This window comes from Bacteroides sp. DH3716P (assembly GCF_025914115.1).
In the GTDB taxonomy this organism is placed as follows: domain Bacteria; phylum Bacteroidota; class Bacteroidia; order Bacteroidales; family Bacteroidaceae; genus Bacteroides; species Bacteroides ovatus.
In genome coordinates this window covers 4,264,495-4,283,164 of record NZ_CP083673.1, presented here as the reverse complement: position 1 = coordinate 4,283,164, position 18,670 = coordinate 4,264,495, and the positions used below count along the sequence as shown (strand labels likewise).

Genomic DNA, 18,670 nt, shown 5'->3' with positions numbered 1-18,670 from the left:
ATATATCTGTTTTAAATTTCTCTTGTTTTAATATATGACAAAGATAGTGCGGATTCTGTTCAGGGTAAATACCATATATGTGGTAAATTCATACCACATATATCTGACTTCCTGCCAGATATTATATTAAGAAATCAGCTCTCATAGGGCTGAATGTATCAATCAATACACCTGCTTCCAGACAAACACATCCATGAGGCTGGTCAGGTTCCACATAATAACCGTCACCTGTAGAAAGAATTTCTTTCCGATCGCCAATAGTCAATTCAAACTTGCCGCTTGCAACATAAGTAGCCTGGCTATGATAATGTTGATGCATAGAACCGACGGCACCTTTCTCAAATTCCACTTTCACCATCATCAGTTGCCCGTCATACCCCATTATCTGGCGACGGATTCCCGGAGCCGGTTTCTCCAAATCCAATTCTTTCTCAAACTGAAAAGCATCACTGCGTGTTTTCATCTTCCAATCTATTCTTATTTATAACTATATTATTTGAATCTCTTCACATAATCTGCAATCAGATAACATGCCGGACCGAGTACCTGACCATGATCGAATCCTTGCATTTCGTACAAAGTCACCTTCTTGTTACCTATACTTTTCAAGACAGCTTCCAGCAGCGCATTTTCTTCATATCTTGCCGCCATCTCCAGATGCTTGTCCCCCGTAATCAACACGAGAGGAGCTGTTTCCTTACGAGCCTTATTTACCGGAGCATACTCATCAACCACCGGAATACCGTCAGGCAAACCGCGTTCCTTACGAATAGTGAAATGTGTCACCGTCTGACCACTCACCGGAAGATAAGCAGCTACACTATCGGCATCTGCTCCGTATGCTGCCATGTACTTTTTATCCATTGCCAGAATCAACGAAAGATAGCCTCCCGCAGAATGACCGGAAACAAAAATGTGATCCTTACGACCACCATACTTCTCAATATTCTTGAAAACCCATGCCACAGCTTCAGCCGCATCTTCGATGTAAGCCGGATTCTTTGCTTTCGGACTCAAACGGTAATTCACCGCCACTACTGCAAACCCTTGTTCTCTCAATTCTTTGGGAATAAATTTATTTCCACCTTCCATACCACCACCGTGAAACCAGACGATAGTTGAGAAATCCTTCTTGTTTTCAGGATAATAAATATCCAGTTTACAACGTTCCAAACGATAGGTATCCGTTTCGGAACCAGAGACATAAGATATATCTTTGTCTGTGCGATAAGCATTTTGTGCTTGAGCAATGCAAGTACAAAACAAAAAGAGAAGAAGGCAAATCTTTTTCATGATCTTATTTATTTCAGTATTTTTTAGTATTCTTTCCCAATAAGCAGCATACAACCAAATGGCATCCACGTTTCTTATAAAATGCAATATTACGAAATTCTAATAAGAAATAGTCCTTCTACATACAGCTAATTCTGTTCATGCAAAAAATTATTCGTCTGACGACTGTTGAACTTTCGTCTAACAACTGTCAGACAAAAAGTATACAGTTGTCAGACGAATAAAGTTATTCAGCTAGAAAACTAGTCTTCTGTATACATAAGACTAATTCTTATATAAAAAGCGATAACATCAGCGTTTATCATTTCACATTCATTCCTTCAGCCATTGTATACATATCCGGCAAATCGGCAGAGAAAAGCGAAACCGGACTTTCATACATCTTTATAAAACTCTTTTCAGAGGCATGCCCTTTAAAAACAGAGTAGAAATGCGACTCACTTTCACTAGGATCATATTTGTTTCTCCACATCACAATCATGCTGACAAACTGTCCCGTAGCAGGGGTAAGGATTTGCTGTGTCCAGTAGTTTTTCTCCGGAACACCATCACGTTGAATACCCTCTACTCCGGTTTCTGTAACCCCACACGGTTTTTTCAGTTCTTTTGACAGACGAGACAAGGTATTCATATTGGTAGTCAGCACAACCGGACTCAAACCATGATAAGAATCCATTCCTAAAAAATCTACATAATCATTGCCGGGCCATCTAAATAGGAAGTTCTCACGTCCCTGCACAGAATCTATTTGCGGGGAAATCGCATAAATAAGGTTATGCACATTTTTTGTGTCCCGCAAATAATTGACGGTAAACTTCCAAAAGGAAGTAAATTCATCACTAGTCGTACATGAACTCCCCCACCACGACCATGTTTGGGTATGCTCATGATAAGGGCGGAAAATGACCGGAACTAATTCACCATTCTTACCTTTCAAATTCAGTGCAAAATTCGCCAAACGATCCAGCCAAGTTTTAAATTTAAGATGTGTAAGACTTCCCTCTTTAAGAATCTCCTTCACAACCTCATTACTGGAATTATCCCATGAATCACCTCCGGTCAACGGATTATTCAGATGTGCACATGCAATAAGTACCTCGCCACGCTCATAAGCCTCTAAAGCGACTCTTTTACGGATTTCATTTTCCGGGTTCTGATAACGATCATCCATTATTTCAGCAACATCAAAACTGAAAACCGCCGGATAGTCACCACAAACATCATGAGTGTCGGAGCGTCCTTCCTCATTATACCATTTACGACCATACCAAAGATCATCATGATGTCCGAACATGAAACCTTTTGACTGAATAGCCCAAAGATTCGAATACAAGGCTTTAGTCTCGGAAGTCGCATTTTTATCTACAATGGAGAGTTCTTTCACTTCTTCATATTCCGGATAAAGCGCCGATACCTCTTCCACATCGCTACAACTCATAAAGACGGATGCTAATCCGACCAAAAGTATATTGATTTGCTTTTTCATAATTATCTGTCTTTTAATCTATATTCGTTAATAAAATAAAACTTTGAGCCTTGAGGATAGTCTGATAAGTTCCATCAACAGTTAATCCTGTCTGGACAGGGACGGGGTGTCCTTCATTGTTAGTTTGCCTATTCCCTTCTTCATATACATATAAAGAAACATTCTCGAGAGCAGCAGGCAAAGAAATATCCAAAGATCGATCCTCGTCTCCTATATTAACGGCAGCAAAAACATATTTTCCTTGATATTCTCCAGCAGCCGCATAAACACCTTTCGTGCGATCAAGCGTTGTTTTAAGGATATTAGAACCAGTCGGAAAATAACGGCACATCAATGACCAAGTGTAATACCACGGACGGATTTCTTCCTGCGAAGGGTCATCGAAGACTTCTTCTCCTAAGATATTCCACATTCCCCACAACTTAATATCTTCCGTCTTACCAGAATCACCGCTACTGTGCATTGCGTCATCCAACATCCAGGCAGCTATTCCCGAATATCCTCCATTCATTACCTCCATACAGAGCAATGGCATATCAAGACCATAAAAATAGTCGTATACCAACATATTAGAATCTGTACCTTTAGTAAACGGATGACCTTCGACACGCCGGTTATACTCTTTCATTAACAACGAATCTGCTTCACGCCAATATTTGTAACCGGCCTCTCCCAACACAATCTTTTTACCAGCAGGAATAAATTCCTTATGGCGAGCCAGAATCTCCGCATATTGCCCAGAACGTACTTCATGTTGTCCGGGATAGGCATGAATATCGTAAATACCGATATGCGAATCCAAGTCGGTGGTCGCCTGTTTCACCCAGCCTGCCGCGTCAAATGGAGAAGACGGATTCTTGTAATCAACGACTGCATCAGGGCCGGCAAACTTCACTTTGCCGTCTAGTCCGGGATATTCTTTCATCTTATCCGCAAAACGGAGTAACATGGATTTCCACAGGTCGTAGTCACCGTCAGTTGAAGCCCAATTCCCATCAGGTTCATTAAAGATCACAAAATATTTGATACAGGAAAAGCCAAGATCATTGACCAGATAATTCAGGTAATCGACAGACATATCCACCCAACATTGTTCATCCTTCATAGCCCAAGTAGGGGGATTATATTCACCATACATCACCACAATATTATGATCCGTACAATACTGCAACAAGCGGGAAAGTGACGCTATATTACGTGTTTTATCATACTTTCCCGTCTGCGGATCATAATAACGAAAAGGACTGTTAATCATACAACGCACATACCCCATACGCATAAAGTCAAGGCGTTTAAACAGTTTCTGCCAGTCTTCGTCAGAAACGGAGGCTCCCCATGACTCGGCTTCATCGTAAGGGTCCCACTCCACACCATTTCCTATGTAACCGGAAGTAACAACCTCTTGAGATACATTCACTGTCAGCCGGTTGTCAGAGTGCGCACATGAAACAAGCAACATCCCCACCACAAAAGTTCCTATTATTGTTTTTAAATTCATCATTCTGTTTTTAATAATCGTAATTAGTATACACTATCAGTGATTCTGCCGGCATAGTCACTGTCTCTCCTTTCTCAAGGTGAAGAATCAAGTTCTCATCATTCGGCAAAAGGAGACAATCTCCTTTCTGTTTCAACGTACCGTCCGAATAGATGAACTTTTTACAACCTGACAGAGAAGAAAGAACATCACTTTTTAGTTTTACCGTTTTGGGACTATCAGAAACATTCACCAAAGCAATCATATATTTCCCATCTTTTCCTGATACGGCAGCCTTTACGAAAGGCTCTCCGGTGGTGTCTGTTCTATAAACCGCAGTTCCGGCAGGCATATACCTGGTCAGTAACGACCAGGCATAATACCACGGACGGACGTTTTCCTCTTCTGCCCCGAAACATTCTTCACCGAATATATTCCAGAATCCCCAAATCTTCAGTTTGTCAGGTGCTTCATTAGAGTGCATGGCATCATCCAGCATCCAGGCAATGGAACCTGAAAAACCAGTATTGACAGTTTGAATAAGAGCATCTGCCATATCTGTTCCATACATATAATCATAAACAAACATCTGCGAATCTTCCAACGAGGCGTTAACTTTACTCCTGGCTCTACGAATATTCTCCTTCTGATACAAAGAATCAGCCTTTTCCACAAATTTAAAACCAATTTCTCCCATCACGATTTTCTTTCCTTCAGGAATCTTCTCTTTATAGGCAGCAATAATATCTGCATATTCTCCAGAATTAACGGTGACTTTAGACGGATAAGTATGGATATCGTAAAGTTCTATTTGTTCGTTCAACTGCACTGCACAGCTATCTATCCATCCTGTCTCCGCTTTATCCCAGATGGCAATATCCGGACCGACGATACCAACTTCTCCGATCAAGTCAAATTCTTTCATATATTGATAAAACTGCCGGACAGATGATGCCCAAAGAGGAAAACTCTTATTAGTGGCAGCCCAATAACCATTCGGCTCATTCACTAGATTGTAATAGCGGATACAAGAATATCCTTTATTATGAACCAGATAATCAACCAAGGCAGCTGCGTGACGAAGACTTTGACTGTCAATCTCTGCTTCGCGGGCACGAATGACACTCCATCCCCAATCTCCGAACATGACAGTCACATTACGACTCTGGCAGTAGTCTAACATTTTGGATAATACTTCCATCCCCCGTTCCGGCACCAATCTCCCCTGGTCAACAAACGAAGAAGTATTAATCATGATACGAATAAACTGCGGACGCATAAAATCAAGTCTGTCATACAGTTTCTCCCAATCGGCTTCCGAAATAGTTAGTTTACCTTTGCCATAATCCAGTTGATAAGGATCCCACTGCGCCCCATTACCTATATAGCAATCATTTAGCACCGTTTCCGTATCTATGGTGATTATTACATCCTGTTCTACCGGAGAACAGGATGCAAAAAAGGCAACTATAAAAATAAAGAAGTATTTCTTCATATTTTATCATCCATTAGTTAATCCTCATTTTTTGTCACGAGTACAAAGAACTTACGTGCCTGTTTAGCAAACACATCATAATCAGTATAAATATAGGTCCACTCATCCACACCATTGATTTGGAAAGAGAAAGCATTATTCGGCAAAGTTACCGTATTGGTATAACCTCCCCCCTGGAATAATGTATAAGTTCCCGGATTTTCGAGTACGGCAGTCGATTCATTTCCGTCCGAATCAATAAAAGTAATGGTACCTAAACTGTAATTACGAATCCAACGGCTCTCTCCTACTGGGATTTTCCGATAATACTTCTTCAGATCAATATCCGTCTTATCTGCCGGATTAGAAGAACCTTTAAATATAAAATCTGCATATTTCCCGTCAGGCCCGGCAGCATTTATACATTTCCCGGATGTGTTTCCATCATCTGTGATATTCTCCATAATAAAGGTCAGTGTATTGTCATACTCTTTTTCCGGGGAATATTCATCATACCAGCACCATGATTTGTCCATAAACGGATAAACTCTTCCGCCACCCCATTCCGGACCTGTACCACCATAAATAATCAAATTATTAATCGACCATGTACCTTCCAGACTTTCACGGAATTCATTCACATAGATCATATATTCACGTGTTTTTCCAGTTGCGGAAGTTACAGTAAGAACCGACTTTCGCTCCGGATTACTAAAATCCAATGTACTGCCTTTACCTGCAGAAGCTGTGGCTTGATACGACAATTCAATAGATTCTATTTCAACTTTTGACAAATCAGGAATAGCCCCCACATTAAGGGTTACGGTAACTTCCCCGGTTGTATCATCAATGCGTTCAATTTCAGCCTGTCCCACCTGGTTCTTGAATTTAAGATTCGTTACAGACCTCTCGTTATTCCATCCTCCATCATTCAAATCATCCTGCATGTCTTTCACACAAGATTGCATTACCCCCATACAAAGGATAAACAGTGTGTATTTTAATAGTTTATTCATAGCTCACGATTTTTTATTATTCTCTTAAACTTGGATTAAGATTAATCTCGGTTTGCGGCAACGGATAGAAAGAATATTGACTTTCATTTAGTCCGGCATCCTTCACTTCTTTGATTTCTCCAATCCTGCCCCAACGACGAATATCGTACATACGATCTCCTTCAAAAGCCATTTCAAACTTACGTTCTTCATATACTTTCTCCCGGAATTCATCTATCGGCAATCCTGGAGTCAAATCCCCCAATCCTGCCCTATGTCTGATAAAGTTTATCAGTTCATAAGCTTTGGTAGTCGGGCCGGCAGCTTCGGCATACACCATAGCAATGTCAGTAAAACGAATGAGAAAGGGGCGTGTACTAGTCTTATCCCCATCAAATTTGGGATCGATGTATTTTCGGCAGAAGGGGTACTCAAAATCACCGCCATCCGGTTTCCATTCCGCTTTTACCGTTCCATCTTCATTATACACCTTGTCCACAATGAGATCTTTCTTACGCAAATCGTTTCCATCAAACTCATTATAGAAATTCATTTCCGTACGATATTCTCCCCAACCGTCATGAGATTTTATATATTCATCTTTGTCTCCTTGCTTGATCCAGATAGTAGCACCCTCAATATAAGGAAGGAACATTTTGGATATCTTAGAATATTGTCCTTCTGCCTCTCCCGTTCTATCCATAGACATCAAGAAAATATTTTCTTTACCGGCAAAGTTCTCTACATCATAAATCTTGAGCAAATCACTTTCAAAACCATACGTATTCTGCGGATAATCCGGATCCAATCCTAATGCTCTTCCGGCATAAGTCATAGCATCTTGATAGAGAGAATTGACATCTTTCGCCATTTCCTTGTATAAAGGCACATTATTTGCTTTGGCAGAAGCTGCATATAAATAGATTTTAGCTAACAAAGCCTGTGCACCGACTCTATCGATACGTCCCATTATGGGGGCAGCGTATACAGGCAACAATTCTTCCGCTTTTTTACAATCGTCAATCATCAAATCATAAATCTCATCCATATTATTTGCCAAAGGAGTACCCGTTTGCGACAGTGTCTCCACTACTCCATAATGCATCGGTACCAAACCGAAGTTACGTGAAAGACAGAAGTAATTGTATGCACGTAAAAAATAAGCTTCACCCAAATACTGATCCTTTAGCTTGGAATCAATATCCGTACCCGGCATCTTCTTAATGACAGCATTCGCCCGATTAATAGCAATGAATGAGTATTTAAAGAAATTGACCAAAGTAGCATTGGTATCAAAGTTATCAATTCTCCACAGATTCAAGGCACGATTATCAACAGAGGCATCTCCTTTAGTAGTCATAATTTCAGTAGGCATATCACCGATGAAATAAAGAGCACGTGAATACTCGATATAGGTAAGAGTAGCATAAGCGTAATGAATAGCTGCCATTGCATCCCCCTCTGTTTTATAGAAGTTATCTTCGGAATAGAATCCGTAAGGCTCTTCATCAAGACTGCAACCGGAAAAGCCCAGGATACAGCTTATTAAAATGAAAGTGTATATATTCTTTTTCATATCATTTAATTTAGAATGTTATATCAAGACCTACTGTCCATTTCCTCAAGCGAGGATACCCACCGGAATAAATTCCGTTTTGCCCGACTTCCGGATCATACCCGTCGAACTTGGTAAATGTATATAAATTGGAAGCATTCATATATAGCCGTATTTTCGAGGCAAACACTTTCTGTTTAGGCAAATCAAAAGTATACCCTACTGTCAGATTCTGGATTCTCACAAAAGAGCCGTCTTCTATCCAATAGTCAGAAAAGCGAGTCTGACGTCCGTCACGCAGACTGGGATATTTGTTAGTCGGGTTGTCAGGTGTCCAACGGAGTGCGGCATTATGCGGATCACCAAAAGTCTTGGTGTTCAACACATCATTCCCAAACACACCATTCAGGAAAATACTCGCATCCAGTTTCTTCCAACGGAAAGAAAGATTCAGACTTGCCGTAAAATCAGGATTAGGATCACCGATAATACATTTATCGTTTTCATTCACAACACCTTGTGTCCCGTCCCCATCATACGTATTGACATATTTGAATTCTCCCGGCATAGCATCTTCTCCCGACAATCCTGCGTTAAGTCCTTCCGGCAAAGTCTGAATAATTCCATCACATTTATATCCATAAAAGACATTGATCGGTTGGCCAATAGCAAGTATATTAGTATAAGAGCGATACTGTTCACTCAAGTTACCGACAACTTCATATTCCATTCCCGTACGGGCATCTTTCAATAGACCCGATTCGACACTACTTCCCAAATCAAGCACCTTGTTACGGTTCATAGAGAATATAAAAGTTCCATTCAAGCTCCAATCTTTTTTATCTACCATAACTCCGTCAATCGTTACTTCAAATCCCCGGTTGCGAATCTTACCATCATTCACCCACATGCGGTCATAACCGGAAGAAAGGGCCAGGTTTCTTTCTCTCAACAGGTCAGACGTCTCTTTATTGTAAATATCCAAAGTGACGCGAAGTCTTCTGTTAAAGAAAGCCATATCAATACCAAAGTCCCATTGCGCAGTTGTCTCCCATTTCAAGTCCGGATTAGGAATTCCACTCCAAATTTTCCAGATTCCGTCTTGTCCGGACTGCCCTGACTCATACCCGGGACCGATAGCAGTCAGCCATTGTCCCTGATGGTAATATTTAGTCGTTCCATAACGGCTAAGAGTCTGATAAGGACTGATTCCCTGATTTCCCGAAATACCGTAACTTAAACGAAACTTCAATTCATCAAATGTATTTAGTTTCTTTATAAACTTCTCTTCGTGAGCTTTCCAGCTGATAGCTCCGGAAGGGAAATACCCCCACTTGTTATTCTTACCGAATTTAGAAGAACCGTCGGCACGAAAAGTGGCAGTAAGCAAATACTTATTATCATAAGTGTAATTCAGACGGGCCATTCCGGAAACCAGTTTACTTTTCGAGAACCCGTTGGAAATAATATTGTTCGCTTTCTCTCCGGCTCCCATATTCTCATTTCCCAATGCTTCATTCACAAAACCATTAGCAGTCAGATACGAATCACGATATTGATACCACTCGTAAGAATGACCTACCATGGCGCCCACTTCATGTTTGTCGAACATTTGAGAGTAATTGGCAAATGTTTCGGAAACAAAATTTTGATTCTCTGTGTTACCAATGACTCCCCTACCACGATTCTCCGTACCGACTTGGGTGTATTTCTGTGGCAGATACTGGTCGTTGGTAGATTTTCCATATTTATAATTCAACTGGCTTGTGAGACGAAGTTGCGGTATCACTTGCCATTCAAAAGCCCCGGATGAGATAACATCCAGCATTTTGGTTTTATCCTTTTTATGCTCGCGAATAGCGATAGGATGACTATAATCTTGAGCAGTAGTCTGATAATAAGTTCCGTCTTCATTATACACAGGATAAATCGGATTTCTCCAATAAGCCATTCCGCCATTGTTATTACGGTTGCCAAGATATAGAATATTGGATGCACGAATCGTAAAATTCTTATATATCTTATGACTGACATTCAGATTATACCCCCCTTTACTATAATCATCATCAATATACATTCCCTGGTCCGTATAATAATTAGCACTCAAGTTAAAACTCGTCTTCTCGTTAGCACTGGAGACAGAAACTGTTGTATTATTAGACACAGGCGCATCTCTAAACACTAATTCATCCCAACGGGTATTGGTTGTCCAAGTAGTCTGAAGCTCCTCAATAGACGGGTAATAAACACCGGCAGAATTATTTGCACCGATATAGAGCGGCTGTAATCCACCATTCACACGTCCCTCATTGTTCAACATTGCCATCATCACCGGGTCTCTCCACAAATCCAGTTTGGAAGAAAATTCAGAGAAAGTGAGCTGCTGTTTGACAGATACCGTCGTAGTTCCTTCTTTCGCCCTTCGAGTGGTTACAATTATAACTCCATTAGCACCTCTGGAACCATAAATTGCAGAAGCAGAAGCATCTTTTAATACTTCCATTGAAACAATATCATCGGTATTAATCTGTTTCAAATCACCGGCATCTCCCAATGGAAAACCATCTACCACAATCAAAGGTGAATTGGATCCGCGCAGCGAACTATTACCACGAATACGAACCGTTGATCCGGCTCCCGGATCCTGTGACGAATTGATTACTTGTACACCAGCCGCACGCCCCTGCAACAATCCTTCAACAGAATTAGCCGGTATATCACTTAATGCCTCCGGCTTTACCGTCGCAACCGATCCCGTCAAATCACTCTTTTTCACCGACCCGTACCCAATGACCACCACCTGATCAAGTAATTGAGTAGCATCACTAAGTACCGCATTTACCACCTTTTTTCCGGAAACCGATATTTCTATACTATTCATACCTACATAAGAAAACTCTAAAACCCCATTCACCGGCACATTGGCCAGAGAGTAATTCCCATCAAAATCACTGACTGTTCCTACAGCCGAACCTTTAATTTTAATAGTAGCTCCTATCAGAGGCTCACCTTGTACATCTTTAACCACTCCAGTCACAGTAATCTTGGAAGATGTTTGCTCTACCGCAGCCCATGCGGTAGAAAATACGGACAAAAAAAGGCATATCAACACAACTTTGCAGAGTGACATGCTACCAAGCCGTTTTTTCTGTTTATTCATCATAATATAAAATTTAAGCGTTGAATTCTTTACTGATAATTTGATAATACAAATATAGACTATAACCTTTCATTTTCATTCGCACTATTTACTCTATTATTATACTTTTTTGAACGATTTAATCTATGATTATCTATTTTTCGCATAGCAACCTCCCCAATGTACACATAAACAGTGTATACACATCACATTAAAAGACTAAAAGATAAAGGAGATTCAGTTAATTACACCTTGCAGTCGGTCAACAAGTAAGAGAGCAGTTCATTTACAGAGCAGGTAGCCACGCAGACATACTTATCCGCACTACCATAATACACAAAGAGCGTATCATCCACAATCACATTTCCCGTAGGGAATACACAACCGTTATAATACCCGTTTATCTCGAAGTCCTCTTCCGGTTCGAGAATTGATTCATGCGTTTTGGCTAGTATTTTCAGAGGGTTATCCAAGTCGAGCAATAAAGCCCCCACCCTATAATACCCTTTTCCGCCATGCTCCACACCATGATAGAGCATCAACCAACCCTTATCCGTTTTCAGGGGAGGAGTACTTCCACCAATCTTTTCCTCCCAAGTATTTTCACGTCCTGTCAGAAGAAGATGGCTTTCCTTACCCTCCCAATCTAATAAATCATCCGAAAACTTTATCCAGATAGAAGGGTATTCTACACCAAATTTTTCGCCAATATACTGCTTGGGGCGATGTAACATAACAAATTGTCCGTTTACCTTCTCGGGAAAAAGAATCACATCGCGATCATCAAGCACCGGTGAAGTCAGACGTCCCAAACGGCGAAAATGGCAAAAATCTGTAGTAACAGCCAGCCCAGTATTACCTAAATTCTTAGCAATAGCTGCAGGAGCATACTTACCACATTCAGGAAGTAAAACTTCATCATGCCCAAACTTCCAATACTGCCCGGGTGGCACCGGCCGATAGGCATAAGTAATATAATACTCACCATCAAACTTCACAATACGAGGATCTTCCACACATCCGGAATCAGGCCCATCGACACTCGGAGAAAAAGCCGGCCGATCCGAGTGCCTTTCAAAATAAAACCCATCCCTGCTCGTAGCCAATCCCAAGCGGATAACATGTTCTCTATCATTACCTGCAGCACGATATAACATATAAAACATGCCGTTATCATAGAACACGCCAGGATTACAAGTCACCAAAGATTCCCAATCATTCTTTTCCGACGGAGAAAGAATCGGGTTTCCTTCAAATTTCTTTAATTTCATATATTCTATTTATTTTATTGAAAAATAATCCAAATCAATGCGCTTAACACAAGTAACACCCCTGCCCATACCTGATAGTTCTTATACCAGACTACTGTTTTCAAGGTTACATATTCTTCTTTCAGATCGCTAAAAGAAAAGGTGGTGTCAGTAAGCTTATCTTTACCCGGAGCCGCATAAAAGAAACTGCTTACATAAATCACCATTATACTGAATATCAACAAGAAAGGAACCATCAATAAAAAGTGCAAATCACCAAAAACCGTATTTTTAAAGAAAAGTAAAAGAACCGCTACTACCAGACCGAGAATCAATCCCATAAAAGCTCCGTCACCATTCACTCTCTTATTAAAAATTCCAAGAAGGAAAGCCGCTACGATAGGAGGAGAAATATAAGAAAGCATTTCCTGATAATATTTTAGAAGAGATCCGAATTTACCAATTTGAGGTGCCCATAATGCAGCTAACAGAATAATCACACAAGAAGCGATTTTACCAACCAGTACCAGCTTTTTTGTATCAGCATGTTTATTAAACTTCGCATAAAAGTCCATCGTAAACAAAGTAGAAGTAGAATTCAAGATAGCACTAATCGTAGAAGTCAATGCAGACAACAGAGCAGCCAGCATAATACCCAGCAAACCCACAGGCATTAATTGCATCACCATATTAGGATATACCATATCGGGTTTATCCAAACCTGGAAATAAATCACGGGCAATCAATCCGGGAATAGCAATAATGAACAATGTGCTCATCGTGAGAAAACCGGTGAATATAACACCTCTCCGACCTTCATCAATAGTTCTGGCACTCAAAACACGTTGTACTAAAGTCTGATTATTAGCCCAGAAGTAAATACCCAATATGGGCATCCCCACGATCAGCCCCAACCAAGGAGTGGCATTATCGGACAACGGGCGAATCAGCTTCACCAATATATCATCGTTTTCAAACAAATGATAGAAATAACTTCCTCCCTGCTGAAAACAGAAATAGGTAAGCAAAACCGAACCCAAAATCAAAACTACCGCCTGTATCAGTTCCGCGTTAATGGCAGAAGAAAGTCCTCCCGGAATTGTATATGAAGCTGCAATAATAGCAAAGACTATAATAATCATCTGAAGATCAGCTTCAGGTAATACCAGTTTGATAATTAATGCGGCTGCATAAAGCGCACCGGCAGCATCCAGAAAAATATTTCCGATAATACAAATAGCGGAAAAGTAGTAACGGGAACGTTTATCAAATCTCTTCTCCAGAAACTCCGGAATCGTAAAAACCTTCGACCTTATATATAAAGGTAGAAGGAAAACAGCAAAAAACACCATAACTACAATACCGGTCAGGTTATAATTGAAAACGGCAAGCCCCGTATCATAAGCATCACCCGATTGCCCGATAAGCGTAGTACTGGATATACTGGCGGCAAACAGAGACAACCCTACAACCCACCAGGGCATGGAACGTCCGGCAAGAAAATACGATTGGGCATCCGAACTCTTTCCGTTCTTTACACCCCACCATATAATAAATAGCAAATATACGACTACGATTACAATATCAATAGTTCCGATAGAAAATGATTCCATAGCATTCAATTAGTTATTAAGTATAATTCACTTTGCAAATGTAAGGCATATAATGATAGTTTTTTGATATTATATTGCTTAATAATTATACTTTTTTGAATAGCCTGTTTTTGTATTATTATTATTCGTACATTTGTATCAAGTTAAATACAGTTCTTATGAAAGACATTCAAAAGGAAATTACTCCCATTTCTTCTGATGATTTATTCATCGTTTTAAATCATCCCAATGCAAAATTTGATTATCCGGTACATTATCACTCCGACTATGAAATTAATCTTGTGATGAATACGTATGGAGAAAGAATTGTAGGCGATTCAGTCGAAAAGTTTGACAATCTGGATTTGGTAATGACTGGTCCCAATCTTCCGCATGCCTGGAAAGGGGAGATTGTAGAAGGCAATCATGTGGTGACAATTCAGTTCTCGGACAAATTGCTCAATTTTCCAATATTGGAGAAACGACTATTCAGCCCGATTAAACAACTGTTACTCGACTCACAGAAAGGAATTAGCTTTTCTGAAAACACCATGCTGGCAATGAAAGAGAAAATTCTCCAGCTTACCCGGATGCAAGGCTTCCACACCGTTTTAGAGTTTCTCTCTATCTTGTATGATCTCTCCACTGCCGACAGACATATTTTAGTCAGTAATCTCTATGACACCAAAGACACGATACGTACCTCAAAAAGTAGACGCATTGCAAAAGTCTGCGACTATATAGAGAAGAATTTTGAAGAACCTATCAAACTGGGAGATGTAGCAGCTCTGGTCAATATGTCGGAATCCGCTTTCAGCCATTTCTTCAGAAAGAAAACAAATTGCACCTTTATTGACTATATCAACAACCTCCGTGTGGCCCGTGCTTGCCAGATGCTGACTGAAACATCACACACGGTAGCAGAAATCTGCTACTCGTGCGGATTTAATAATCTATCGAACTTTATTCGGATATTCAAAAAGAAGAAAGGAAACACACCTAGCGAATACCGTACAATCCTGCAACAGATGTTGATTAAATATTAAGTGCATTTATTTAATATCCATCGACCAACGATTTGATTTTTAGCTGTCGGGAAAAGTCCGTATATGAAATATCGGTACGAACTTTCACTATCTTATCTTTTCCCGGCATCAAATCGAAATAATTATCTTCAAAGAAATTATCAATTCCATCAAGAGACAAGTATACAGCTCTTGCAAAACGGTCTGCTTTTAAAGTCAATTCATATCCGTCAGGCAGTGACTTTAATTGATATGATATATTTACTTGCGGATATAACATCTCCTTTTGCTTCGTCAAGAAATAATTATTTGTGTAAATCGTTCCTTGTTGATCGGTAAGGGTTGCGGAGATAACAAGCTGATTTTCCGGTTGTGATTTTATAAATGAATTCAATTTGTGGGACATAACGACTTTACTTTCATTAGCAGGAATAGTTACCGATCTTCTGATTGAATTAACAAGCTTTCCTTCCATGTCACAGACTTCCAGTTCCAGTATAGCGCTCGTTTTCCTTAATCTATCAGATACAATATATACATCAAGCTTGTCATTATTAACTATGGGAGATACAAGCACGTCCCGAAAAGCTGCCTTGGCAAAATAATGTTGCGCTTTCCAACGTCCGTAGTAATCACGGCTCGACCACGAAGCAACCGGCCAGCAATCATTATGTTGCCAAAATAATGTCCCCATACAGTAAGGCATATCCCTGCGATGTGCTTCAATAGCCGTCTTAATAGCATCCCCTTGCAGTACAAGGTTCATATACAGAAATGATTCGAAATCTTTAGGTTTGCGATATTCGTTCAGCAAATAGTCTTCAATCAGTTTGTTCGCGAACTCACCTCCCCGTTGATGAGACATCATTACCTCGGAAGTTATTTCCCAGTCTTCAGGGTGCGGAGCATACATTTTGACCGACTCAAATTCGGGAAAAGATTGAAAACCATATTCACTAAAGAAACGACTACGCACCTTATTATATTCGGAGATCGGCTTTTTTGCATGCCATACAGCCCAATAATGCGTATCCCCTTTATTATTCTCGGAAACTCCGTCATAACGACTGAAGGGCGATGAAGGCCAATAAAATGTTTCAGGGCTGTTTTCAGTCACCACTTCCGGTAGCATTTTATGAAACAGATCTTCATACTGCTGCCAGATAATCCGGGCATACTCCGGATTCTGCTTCGCATAGTTTTCTTTCCAATTCCAACCAAACCAAGCTTCCAGACATTCATTATTACCACACCATAAAGCAAGAGAAGGGTGATTGCGCAAACGGCGAACATTATCAATCGCTTCCTGACGAATATTTCCCAGCAATTCACCTTCGGAGGGATATACGCTGCAGGCAAACATAAAATCCTGCCACACAAGAATACCATATTTATCGCATAATTCGTAGAAATAATCATCTTCATAAGTCCCTCCACCCCACACACGCAAAGTATTCATATTAGCATTGACAGCATCCAGGATCGTTTTCTCATACAGTTCCTTCGTCACACGAGGCAGAAAATTATCACAAGGGATATAATTAGCCCCTTTGGAAAATACAGGTATTCCATTAAGTTGAAAATAGAATGATCTTCCCTCTTTATCCTCCTTACATATAACTTTTAATGAACGTATTCCTGTAGAAGTTATAAGACAGTCCTTATTTTGCTCGTTTGTTTTTACTTCGGTCCGGAATTCATATAGATTGGCTTTTCCGAGTCCATTGCTCCACCACAAATTTGGATTCTTTATAAAGAAGTTTACAGCAATCTTATTCAATCCTTTTGTCAGGCAGGTAGTAGTAGCACCATAAATCTTTCCAGTCTTATTGTCTCTGACCGTAACTTCAGCCTTCTCAATATCTTTATCGGCTAGTATTTCTACAATATTACTAATGTCGGCTTGTTTATAAGAAACCTCTTTTTGCCGGATAAACACATTTTCTATCCGCAAATCATCCCATGCTTCTAATAAAACAGGTCTCCAGATACCAGAAGTTACCAGGCGAGGTCCCCAGTCCCAACCATAATGATAGCCTGCCTTACGGGCAAAAACACTAACCTTTCTATTGAATACTCCTCCATTCTCCGACTGGTCGTTGATTGCCTCATAGTGAAAAGGCAGCGCATCCCATTTAGGCATATCCCGTTTAATAGGAGAATGGAAATATATCCTTAATTTATTATCCTTTGCTTTCAGGTTATCTTTTACGGGAAGTTTCCATTCACGAAACATATTGTCTGCCTCCAATATCTTTTCTCCATTCAAATAGACATCTGCATAAGTATCAAGCCCTTTAAAATAAAGCCGTATATTGTTTTTATCCATCAATTCGGGTGCTACATCGAAGGTTGTTTCATAAATCCAGTCTTCCTTATCAACCCACTGTACACCTCTTTCATTTAAGCGATAAAAAGGATCTTCAATGATTTTATTATCAATCAAGTCAGTGTGTACTACTCCCGGGACTGTAGCAGGATACCAGTTAGAAAGACGAGCTTGTTTAAACCTCCATCCCGAATGGAGTTCTTTCTGAAGTGTATTGGCAGATATGTTACCATTCAGAGTGGAAAATGTAGTGACCATAGCTAGTGCAACCATCTTTAAATAAATTATCCTTGTTGATTTTCTCATAACAACTTTATTGTGTATTAGATTTCCATTTAAAATAACGTTGCAAACATAGGCAATTGTCAATCAATATTTTAATACTATATTACTTAATCATTATACTTTCTTGAAAAGGGTAATAGGAATTTATTTTATTTAAATAAACAACTGCTTATCGACTTGATAATATATACTTTCAATGTTCTATTTTTAATATTATACAAGGAAATGGCCAATTAGAAAATAACGAACCGGAAAATAAACTGCATAAATAAACGCATGAGCATACAAAAGAATGCCTAATATTGTATAAAAGCAAACAGGATATGCATCTTTCTCTATTCAGAAACCGCTCATTGCTTTAAAACCAACGAAGTGTTCCTCGGTGTGCATCGACTTGTTCCTCACCGAGGAAGCTATCGTTCCCCGGTGAAGAAGATAAAAATGAACTATTAAGAAACATTTTTTCTCTAGTTTACCATAATATATCGGAAAGGAAAAAATAATAAAATGATTAGTTATTCGGGCATTTGCTCTCCAAATAACAAAAAATAATCAAAAATCTATCGCAGCTTGATTGGCATATTTTCGAAACAGCAGAAATAGAGAATCGTGTAATTACAAATACAGGACATTTTCTTGCTTTTCTTTACCAAACTGCAATTCACGTCCTTCTTGCAATGATTAAATATTCCTTTTTTAAGAATCATCGTTTTTTAAGAGGCTACTGATTCCTTCAGAAGGCTCTTTCAACTTTTATCCTTCAATAGTTC

At 39.8% G+C, this 18,670-nt stretch carries 12 protein-coding genes; 1 reads left to right on the top strand and 11 read right to left on the bottom strand.

The window, feature by feature from the left end; translation table 11 throughout:
- Positions 1-121 precede the first annotated feature (121 nt).
- The 10 genes from KQP79_RS16065 to KQP79_RS16020 all read right to left on the bottom strand — a co-directional run bounded on the left by KQP79_RS16065 (position 122) and on the right by KQP79_RS16020 (position 14,282).
- The gene (locus tag KQP79_RS16065; protein ID WP_138343610.1) at positions 122-463 is read right to left on the bottom strand and encodes a cupin domain-containing protein; all 342 of its coding nucleotides are present in this window, start codon (positions 461-463) and stop codon (positions 122-124) included.
- Between the two features lie 29 nt (positions 464-492).
- Complete coding sequence (locus KQP79_RS16060; protein WP_138343608.1) at positions 493-1,293, bottom strand: alpha/beta hydrolase; 801 nt, start codon at positions 1,291-1,293, stop codon at positions 493-495.
- Between the two features lie 301 nt (positions 1,294-1,594).
- Entirely contained in the window at positions 1,595-2,779 is a 1,185-nt protein-coding gene (locus KQP79_RS16055; RefSeq protein WP_009040325.1) for a glycoside hydrolase family 26 protein, read from the bottom strand.
- Positions 2,780-2,792: 13 nt separating this feature from the next.
- A complete protein-coding gene (locus KQP79_RS16050) occupies positions 2,793-4,277 on the bottom strand; it encodes a hypothetical protein (RefSeq protein ID WP_120079773.1) in 1,485 nt (494 codons plus the stop codon).
- A 10-nt stretch (positions 4,278-4,287) separates the two neighbouring features.
- Positions 4,288-5,751: a hypothetical protein gene (locus tag KQP79_RS16045; RefSeq protein ID WP_138343606.1), complete on the bottom strand. Its 1,464-nt coding sequence runs from the start codon at positions 5,749-5,751 to the stop codon at positions 4,288-4,290.
- Positions 5,752-5,768: 17 nt separating this feature from the next.
- Complete coding sequence (locus KQP79_RS16040; RefSeq protein ID WP_009040322.1) at positions 5,769-6,746, bottom strand: hypothetical protein; 978 nt, start codon at positions 6,744-6,746, stop codon at positions 5,769-5,771.
- A 16-nt stretch (positions 6,747-6,762) separates the two neighbouring features.
- On the bottom strand, positions 6,763-8,301 hold the full coding sequence (locus KQP79_RS16035; protein ID WP_004317432.1) for a RagB/SusD family nutrient uptake outer membrane protein: 1,539 nt from the start codon (positions 8,299-8,301) through the stop codon (positions 6,763-6,765).
- A 10-nt stretch (positions 8,302-8,311) separates the two neighbouring features.
- Positions 8,312-11,440 (bottom strand): SusC/RagA family TonB-linked outer membrane protein, encoded by a 3,129-nt coding sequence (locus KQP79_RS16030; RefSeq protein ID WP_138343629.1) that lies wholly within the window; start codon positions 11,438-11,440, stop codon positions 8,312-8,314.
- 224 nt (positions 11,441-11,664) lie between these two features.
- On the bottom strand, positions 11,665-12,690 hold the full coding sequence (locus tag KQP79_RS16025) for a glycosidase (protein ID WP_008018960.1): 1,026 nt from the start codon (positions 12,688-12,690) through the stop codon (positions 11,665-11,667).
- Between the two features lie 14 nt (positions 12,691-12,704).
- Positions 12,705-14,282, bottom strand: a complete 1,578-nt coding sequence (locus tag KQP79_RS16020; protein ID WP_022199450.1) for a sodium:solute symporter — start codon at positions 14,280-14,282, stop codon at positions 12,705-12,707.
- Positions 14,283-14,440: 158 nt separating this feature from the next.
- Between KQP79_RS16020 and KQP79_RS16015 the strand changes: the two genes are divergently transcribed.
- Positions 14,441-15,307, top strand: a complete 867-nt coding sequence (locus KQP79_RS16015) for an AraC family transcriptional regulator (RefSeq protein ID WP_004317421.1) — start codon at positions 14,441-14,443, stop codon at positions 15,305-15,307.
- Positions 15,308-15,317: 10 nt separating this feature from the next.
- Here the strand turns inward: KQP79_RS16015 and KQP79_RS16010 are convergent, their stop codons facing one another.
- Positions 15,318-17,888 (bottom strand): beta-mannosidase, encoded by a 2,571-nt coding sequence (locus tag KQP79_RS16010; protein WP_171036019.1) that lies wholly within the window; start codon positions 17,886-17,888, stop codon positions 15,318-15,320.
- Between the last annotated feature and the right edge of the window lie 782 nt (positions 17,889-18,670).

Bases quoted from the DNA above. Each gene is read 5' to 3' on its own strand.
- KQP79_RS16065 (WP_138343610.1), bottom strand. From the start codon at position 463: ATGAAAACACGCAGTGATGCTTTTCAGTTTGAGAAAGAATTGGATTTG.
- KQP79_RS16060 (WP_138343608.1), bottom strand. From the start codon at position 1,293: ATGAAAAAGATTTGCCTTCTTCTCTTTTTGTTTTGTACTTGCATTGCT.
- KQP79_RS16055 (WP_009040325.1), bottom strand. From the start codon at position 2,779: ATGAAAAAGCAAATCAATATACTTTTGGTCGGATTAGCATCCGTCTTT.
- KQP79_RS16050 (WP_120079773.1), bottom strand. From the start codon at position 4,277: ATGAATTTAAAAACAATAATAGGAACTTTTGTGGTGGGGATGTTGCTT.
- KQP79_RS16045 (WP_138343606.1), bottom strand. From the start codon at position 5,751: ATGAAGAAATACTTCTTTATTTTTATAGTTGCCTTTTTTGCATCCTGT.
- KQP79_RS16040 (WP_009040322.1), bottom strand. From the start codon at position 6,746: ATGAATAAACTATTAAAATACACACTGTTTATCCTTTGTATGGGGGTA.
- KQP79_RS16035 (WP_004317432.1), bottom strand. From the start codon at position 8,301: ATGAAAAAGAATATATACACTTTCATTTTAATAAGCTGTATCCTGGGC.
- KQP79_RS16030 (WP_138343629.1), bottom strand. From the start codon at position 11,440: ATGAATAAACAGAAAAAACGGCTTGGTAGCATGTCACTCTGCAAAGTT.
- KQP79_RS16025 (WP_008018960.1), bottom strand. From the start codon at position 12,690: ATGAAATTAAAGAAATTTGAAGGAAACCCGATTCTTTCTCCGTCGGAA.
- KQP79_RS16020 (WP_022199450.1), bottom strand. From the start codon at position 14,282: ATGGAATCATTTTCTATCGGAACTATTGATATTGTAATCGTAGTCGTA.
- KQP79_RS16015 (WP_004317421.1), top strand. From the start codon at position 14,441: ATGAAAGACATTCAAAAGGAAATTACTCCCATTTCTTCTGATGATTTA.
- KQP79_RS16010 (WP_171036019.1), bottom strand. From the start codon at position 17,888: ATGGTTGCACTAGCTATGGTCACTACATTTTCCACTCTGAATGGTAAC.